The 7,502-nt window shown below is 33.4% G+C and carries 7 protein-coding genes; 4 read left to right on the top strand and 3 right to left on the bottom strand.

The window, feature by feature from the left end; genetic code table 11:
- The coding region (locus CRT24_RS21425; protein ID WP_218962568.1) for a transposase at nt 1-225 on the top strand (225 nt) is incomplete at its 5' end.
- Nucleotides 226-321: 96 nt separating this feature from the next.
- Here the strand turns inward: CRT24_RS21425 and CRT24_RS12005 are convergent.
- Nucleotides 322-852 carry a ferritin-like domain-containing protein gene (locus CRT24_RS12005; RefSeq protein WP_099371487.1) on the bottom strand — a complete coding sequence of 177 codons (531 nt, stop codon included), beginning with the start codon at nt 850-852 and terminating at the stop codon, nt 322-324.
- Nucleotides 853-1,014: 162 nt separating this feature from the next.
- On the opposite strand from CRT24_RS12005, the gene CRT24_RS12000 reads away from it, so the two are divergent.
- Nucleotides 1,015-2,160 carry a TlpA disulfide reductase family protein gene (locus CRT24_RS12000; protein WP_099371486.1) on the top strand — a complete coding sequence of 382 codons (1,146 nt, stop codon included), beginning with the start codon at nt 1,015-1,017 and terminating at the stop codon, nt 2,158-2,160.
- A 30-nt stretch (nt 2,161-2,190) separates the two neighbouring features.
- On the opposite strand, the gene CRT24_RS11995 is transcribed toward CRT24_RS12000, so the two are convergent.
- Nucleotides 2,191-2,637, bottom strand: a complete 447-nt coding sequence (locus tag CRT24_RS11995) for a hypothetical protein (protein ID WP_099371485.1) — start codon at nt 2,635-2,637, stop codon at nt 2,191-2,193.
- 115 nt (nt 2,638-2,752) lie between these two features.
- Here CRT24_RS11995 and lspA point away from each other — a divergent pair, with 115 nt between their 5' ends.
- Nucleotides 2,753-3,262, top strand: coding sequence for a signal peptidase II (gene lspA, locus CRT24_RS11990; protein WP_232046764.1), 510 nt, complete (start codon nt 2,753-2,755; stop codon nt 3,260-3,262).
- A gap of 285 nt (nt 3,263-3,547) precedes the next feature.
- Complete coding sequence (gene arr / locus CRT24_RS11985) at nt 3,548-3,988, top strand: NAD(+)--rifampin ADP-ribosyltransferase (protein WP_099371484.1); 441 nt, start codon at nt 3,548-3,550, stop codon at nt 3,986-3,988.
- A 364-nt stretch (nt 3,989-4,352) separates the two neighbouring features.
- Here the strand turns inward: arr and CRT24_RS11980 are convergent, their stop codons facing one another.
- The gene (locus tag CRT24_RS11980; protein WP_099371483.1) at nt 4,353-7,502 is read right to left on the bottom strand and encodes a DUF3427 domain-containing protein; all 3,150 of its coding nucleotides are present in this window, start codon (nt 7,500-7,502) and stop codon (nt 4,353-4,355) included.

Below are 7,502 nucleotides of genomic sequence, written 5' to 3'. Positions count from 1 at the left end.
GGTCAGATGAAAAGCAACAACAGGTTTACCCGGTTCACAATGAAAGGTCTGGAGAAGGTCGCTGTGGAATTCGGTTTGATGGCCATTGCCCATAACCTCAGAAAATGGGCAAAAAAGTGGAAAGACAAAGCTTTTATCGGTAAACCAGGTGGCAAAAACTCCCTGTTTGCGATAAATCAAGCCATCAACATGCTGAAAAGTACAAAACATCGACTTGCAGCCTAATATTGCTCATGAAATTATAATGGAGCTCCAGAAAGCTATAAAACAGAAGAAGGTGCCTTTTTAGACACCTTCTTCTTTTCTCAGAGATAATATAAATTATTCCGCTTTGGAATTTAAGTTTGTATCAGCAATGGATGTTAATTTTTCATCACATGCTTTCTCCTCATCCAAGGTTTTTAATAGAGTTTTTAGTGCATCTTTATGCTCCAATACTTTTGCAAATGCTGCAAGTGTACCATAAGTAGCTATTTCGTAATGTTCTACTTTTTGAGCTGCTGCGATAATACCAGCATCACGTACTGCTCCTGGCTCTGTTTCTTCCATTATGCCCTTTCCTTCCTCTAACAATCCTGCCATAGCATCGCATTTTTCAGCCTTTGCTTTTACGCCAATAGATTTAAAAACAACTTCCAATCTGCTGACATGTTCCTTGGTTTCCTCAAGATGTCCCTGTATGGCAGCCTTCAATTTTGGAGAAGTAGCATTTTTCTCCATTTTAGGCAATGCCTTTACAAGTTCTTTCTCTGCCCAGTAGATGTCCTTTAAACCATCTTCAAATAAATCCTGCAGATCTTTTGCTGCATCCGATTTTGCTTTTACTTTTGTCTCTTTTGTTGTTGTAGCCATAGTAATTAATGATTTAATTTATACCCTAAGGACAAAGATTTCAGCAAATAGTTCTTGAAAAATTAAAAATATTTGTTTGACCATATTCTTATTCAGTTTAACATGTTCACAAAACATTTCTTCATTTTTATCGTTTATTAAATAGCAATAAATGAGCTAATTATGAAGTTAAATGTTATTCTCTTTTTTCTAATTATTTTAATTACCAGTCAGGTTCTAGCACAAGAAGTTACTGTTAAAGGAATCGTCAAAAATTTACCGGACAGTGTTGAATATATAAATTTTTCTACCAAGGAAGGCTATCATTATATGAAGATCAACAATGGGAAATTTGAGTTTAAGGTCCATGCTGGATCTGGGAAAGATAAATTATATCATGCCTATTTTGTTCTCACTAAATCTGAATTCCCTTCCTTACAGAATTTGCAAGATGCATTATTTGATAGGAGTGAGGTCTCATGGGAAAAGGATCCAATAGCAATATTAATCGACTCCAATCATTTGGAATTAGAAATAGATGCTAAAGAAAAGGTTGCCCTGGTGAAAGGAAGCCAAATCAATAAACAAAACTCCGAAATGCAAAAGTTATCTCGAGAGAAACGCAAAATCTATGAACAAAAAATCCTCCCTCAGGAAGAAGTTGCCAAATGGGGATTGGCAGAAAACCTGAAAATTGCGCAGAAATACCCTAGTTCCTTGCTTACTGTAAATTACTTGAACAATGTATTAAAAGATCCCTTTATGGGAGCTGGTCTAAAACAACTAACTCATGGAAGCTTAGATACCATCAATAACCTGATAGCAGAAATAAAAACTCATCAACTGCCAGATGGAAGTCTAGAAGAATTGCTCAAAAATCAAGAATTGGTAAATAACAGGTATCAACTTAAGGATGGAATTCCGTTTCCAGATATTAGGATGAGCACTTTAAAGAACAAAGAAATCAATATAAAAGATGTATTGAATCAAGCTGATTATATAGTAGTAGACTTTTGGGCAACTTGGTGTAAGCCTTGTTTGGCTCAACATCCTGAATATGAAAGAATAGCCCTTGGAAGTAAAAAGAATATTAAGTTTATTGGAATATCTGTAGATAAACTGGTGGACACTTGGTCTGCGCACTTGAATAATCATCCTTTGAAGTATGATAACTTTTGGTTTGGAGATGATACTTCCAATACACTTAGGGATTCCTTGGGATTAAATAGTTTCCCAACGTATATGATCATTGAAAGCAAGTCCGGAAAAGTAATTCGCGCCGGATTTAATCTCGACAAGATGGAAGAAATATTGGCGACATTGGAGTAGAATAGATGAAAATGATGCTTATTTCATAACCTAATTCCTGTCTAACCAAATTTTTAATTTATCAACCAATGGATTGATATATTTTGGTTCAGGTGTGAGTCCAAGGTCATTATTAAAATAACTGCTATTATCATAAGTACCTTGAATGCTCTTCGTCGTTAGATTAGTTTGAATAAATATCTTTGTGCCTTTTGTGTTTTCATTTGAAAACAAGAGATTATAAAGAATAATATCACCCTTTTTCAGTCTTAACCATCTTTTGTCTTCAATAACTAGTTTGCATTGAATAAACCCAGAATCCTTATTTGCCGAAACAACAAAAAAATTACTTAAAATAAGATGGTTCAATGTGCGATCAAATATCGAATCCTGATGCGAGGAAGCAACTTCAAGAATAGTTGTTTTGGAATTTTCTTGAGCTAAGGTCGTAATTGTTAAATACAGCAGAAAGAATAATGAAATAATATATTTTATCATAATTGTAGATTATAACAAACTCATTATCTGAGTAAAGTTTTGATTTAATATGTATGTTAGTAATTTATTTGAGTATATTCATTCTTAATGGTTTAATATTATTATAAACGAAATTATGATGAAACGCTGGTTGAGTATTGTGATATGTTTGTTGCTTCTGATGCTGAATATCAGCTGTGATCAGATAACAAAGGATTTGGTAAGAAAATCAGTGTCAGAAAATGAAAGAATAAGCTTGATAGGAAAGCATCTGACGCTTACCAAAGTAGAAAATTCAGGAGCATTTTTAAGTATTGGACAGGAATGGAATGATATTGCAAGGAATTTTTTTCTGATTATTTTGCCATCAATTATTCTATTGTCCGGACTGATATTCATCTTTAAATCCAGAAAAATAAATAAATGGATTTTGATAGGAGCGAGTTTTGTTATCGGAGGTGGAATAGGGAATATGATCGATAGAATATTACATGGTTCGGTAACCGATTTTCTGCATTTAAAGATAGGCAGTTTTCAAACCGGAATTTTCAATATGGCAGATGTGTCCATTATGATCGGAATGGCCTTTTTGATCTATACCTCTTTGTTAAGAAGAAGGGATAATTCTGAAAATTATTATACCTAAACAATCATATTTATGCTTATTCGCAGTAGATAAGTTTGTTTGATTTATTGGTAGAATATCTATGCTATTTAAATAGCTCCATTAATTTCGTTCCCGGCTGCAAACTTTTCAGAATCCAAAAAACAACTATAATTATGATTATAGATTTCTTCTCGATAAAAAACTGGATAACTTTATTCATAATAATCAGCTTTTAAAATTGTTATACTAATATACATAAAGTATATTAAATCAAGAGTTTAAATTTAGTGAAGTAACCGCACTCAGTCAACTGTCAAATAAAATATGGAAACAAATCAGCCATCATCAGAAAAACCTAAGCATAATCCATTCGCCCAAACCTTCTTCCATGGAACAAAAGCAGACCTCAAAATTGGAGATTATATTTTCCCAGGCCATGACTGCAATTACATGGAAAACAGAATATTAAAACATGTTTATGTGTCATCCACATTAACAGCAGCAATATGGGCAGCAGAATTGGCGTTAGGAGAGGGGAAACAACGAATCTACCTCGTCGAAGCAACCGCTGATATCGAAGACGACCCAAATGTCACCGATAAGAAGTTCCCCGGAAACCCAACCATGTCATACAGATCAACAGAACCATTCAGAATTATTGCTGATGTAGGGCAGTGGCAGCCACATTCCGAAGAGGAAATAAAAATTATGAGAGATGGATTAAATAAGTTAAAAGATCAAGGATATAATTTGATTTTGGATTGATAGAATAGAATATGGATAAAGATGATAAAATAGTTGTAATTGGATTGGTAATAGTTTTTATTATGGCCGCTATTATTGGGTATTTTATGTTTAGTAATTTGGCGAAGATGTAAATAAGAGGTTTAAAATTAATAATGTTGATATTTTTTATATTTAAACAGTGAGTTTTTCTATTGATACTTTCGATAAAAAAAAGTATTCAATATATATCTTCAGGTCTTTATTTAACTTAAAGACAAATAAAATTCAATTTTGCAGCATTTTATTTTCTAATAAGTCGTCGTATAAAATATACATAACCATTTAATGATGTATTGTACTCTGTCATTCTAAATATAATGTCTTTAATTGTTTCTAATAACTCTTACCCCACCAACATCTTTGCACTTTCTTTCCAAATATAGTTAGGGATGGGTTCTCTTAGCGCCCACTTGATAGACATAGGTTTTGAACCTTCATGCTCAACAAAATTTGCTGGTCCTAGAAATACATAACCTTGTGTAAATTTATTGGCATCTTGCTTTGATTCACGAACAAAAAGTAAAATGTTCTTACCTCTTTCTACTTGTTCAATATAAGACCTTCCTTTTTCAGAGTTTGCTGAGGTTTGATTCTGTGATTGCCAATGAAATAAGGTTTCATTTATAGCATAATCGTCATACATCGTTGTAGGTGAAAAATCTTCTTCGCTTTTCTTTAAGTTTATAAAAAGCGCTTCGGTATTCGTATCCTTATTTAAGGCGACTCCTTCACGATTGGAACTTTGCTTTTCGTAAGTTGATAAGTCTAAGGCAACTAATATTTGCTCACGCGTGTATCTTGCATGAATAGCCAACGGAAAATTGGCAGGCATTAAACAAGGTATTTCTTCAAAGAACAATTGATCTATTTTAACCTCAATAAATTCAAGTATTTCCGCTACCAAAACTTTATTCTTTCCAATCTCACGAATTGCCTCTTCCAAAGATCCACCTAAATTTTGCGTTTGATAAAAATCGTAATAAAACATTAAGACAAAAATCTGCTCTTGCCCTGTCAGCCTCAATCTAGTGATATTGAATTGGTTCTCAGCTAATTTTAAAATAAACTTAAAGTATGTCAAAGATTCCGTTACTATCCACTTCTTTGATAACATGCTTTTGTATTTTTCAGCATTATAAGTATTAATCGAACTTTTAAAAGCCTCCGCTTTCAACTCATAGAAGCTATTATTTTTATAGATATCCGCTAGAGTTAGATTATATATCTTTAAAAAATTCTTTAATGTCAGAGGAGATTCTGTATGATTTTTATAATTGATTAGCCTTTTAATCAACTGTCGTTTATCGAGCTTAGTAGCTCTACGTATATTCTCTAAAATATATTCTTTAGCTTTTCTTTCTAAAACGATGGATGAACCTAATGGAAGATTAGGAAAATCGCGTTCTATCTCATGCGCTACTGTTGTATTCGTCTTGCCAATTAATGCCCTGAACTTATTTTCAAAGTCATACTCTTCTCTAGCCTGACCTACAAAATCTAATACTGTTAATACATCTTTTCCCTCGTGTAATCGCAGTCCACGTCCCAGTTGCTGAAGAAAAATAGTCAAACTCTCAGTGGGTCTCAAGAATAACACCGTATCAATTAGAGGAATATCAACTCCCTCATTAAACATATCGACTACGAATAAATACTGAAGTTCTTTCTTTTTAAAAGCATCCAAAACATCATGTCTACTACTTGAATTATCAGCATTTAACCAAGCAGACTTATAACCTGCTAGATTGAATTTTTCAGCCATATATACGGCATGACCCTTACTTGCACAGAAACCTATACAGGATACCGAGAGAGGATCTTTTGTATACTTATTTAAGTTTTCAATGATATCTCGTACACGTATATCGCTAGCGGTTAGAATATTCGTTAATTCTTCATTGTTATAACGCCCCTTGTCCCATTTAATTCTTGAATAATCTATAGAATCTGTTACTCCAAAATATTGAAAAGGACATAGTAATTTATTATTCAAAGCATCTGGCAACCTGATTTCAGCAGCAATTCTATCATTGAAGTCTATTAAAATATCCTCTCCATCCATACGCTCTGGAGTAGCGGTTAAACCTAATAATAACTGAGGCTGAAAATATTTAATGACTTTTTGATAAGAATCTGCTTGTACATGGTGCACCTCATCTATCACAATATAATCGTAATAGGTACGACTACAAAATGATGCTAAATCCAAATTATTAAAGGTCTGTATCGTAGCGAAAACAGCATTTTTTTGTCCTGGCACATGACCATTCCCCATTAATTCGCCAAAGTTATGATTCAACAAAACTTGACTAAAAGTCTTCATTGCCTGTTGCAAAATCTCAATTCTATGTGCTAAAAATAGAATCTTTGCATTAGGTTGTGTTGATTTAAAATCCTTAAAATCAAATGCTGCTAACATAGTTTTACCGGTACCAGTAGCCGCTACTACCAAATTGCGATTTGACCCATGCACTTGACGCTCAACTTTTAATTTTTCTAAAATCTCTAACTGATAGTGATAGGGTTTTAAGTTAAAAAAAGTTGTTATTTCCGTAGACTTTTTACCAAGATTATTATCTTTTAAAGCTTTAGATAACTTAGGATAATCTCCGGTATGATAACACTCAAACTCTGAAGTAGCCCAATAAGATTCAAAAGTCTTCTTGAACTTATCAATAATATGAGGAATTTCCTTGGTGGTTACTTTTACATTCCATTCCAGGCCATCAGTTAAAGCTGATCTAGAGAAATTAGAAGAGCCAATATAGCCCGTATGATACCCTGTATTCCTGTAAAACAGATAAGCTTTAGCATGTAAACGCTCATTAGAAGTATTGTAGGAAATTTTAATTTCAGTATTAGGCAATTTACTCAAATCTTCTATGGCCTTTGCATCAGTTGCACCCATATAGGTTGTGGTAATTACGCGAAGTTTACCTCCTCGATTTGTGAATTCTTCTAAAGCTTCTTTAAGGATGACAATAGCCTTCCATTTAATGAATGAAACCAGCAAATCAACACGATCTGCTGAACGAATTTCCTTTTTTAGCTCGGATTCAAGTGAAATACCTACATTCCCACCAGTGAATAACTCACTTTGTGTCAAGCGCGTACTAGGCATAATCTCCGACAAATGTAATTTCAAGTCAACATAATCACTATTTAACTTATCAAAAATGCCTTCCAAAATATGTCCTTGAGCATCTAACAAATCTTCATTAAAATCATAGGCTTCAATTTCTTTTGCAAGAAACAACATGATTTTATTCGTGATTTCGATCTGTTTTTCCACTAAAGAAAGCCCATTCTTATCTCCTTTAATAAGATTCAGGGCTGATAGAATAACCTCACTTAAATGCCGACCAAGGTACTGACTAGCTTCCTCCGCATCCAATTTTTTATCGTCAGCAATAAAATATTTATTAGTTTCCAAACCTCTCAACTTCTGTTTCAAAGAAGTCGTAATCAAAGACTCATATATCCCTAGTTCCAT

Origin of the sequence: Sphingobacterium sp. 1.A.5 (assembly GCF_002734235.1) — a bacterium.
Classification (GTDB): Bacteria; Bacteroidota; Bacteroidia; order Sphingobacteriales; family Sphingobacteriaceae; genus Sphingobacterium; species Sphingobacterium daejeonense.
The sequence above is the reverse complement of the archived record's forward strand: the minus strand, read 5'-3'. Positions and strand labels throughout refer to the sequence as shown.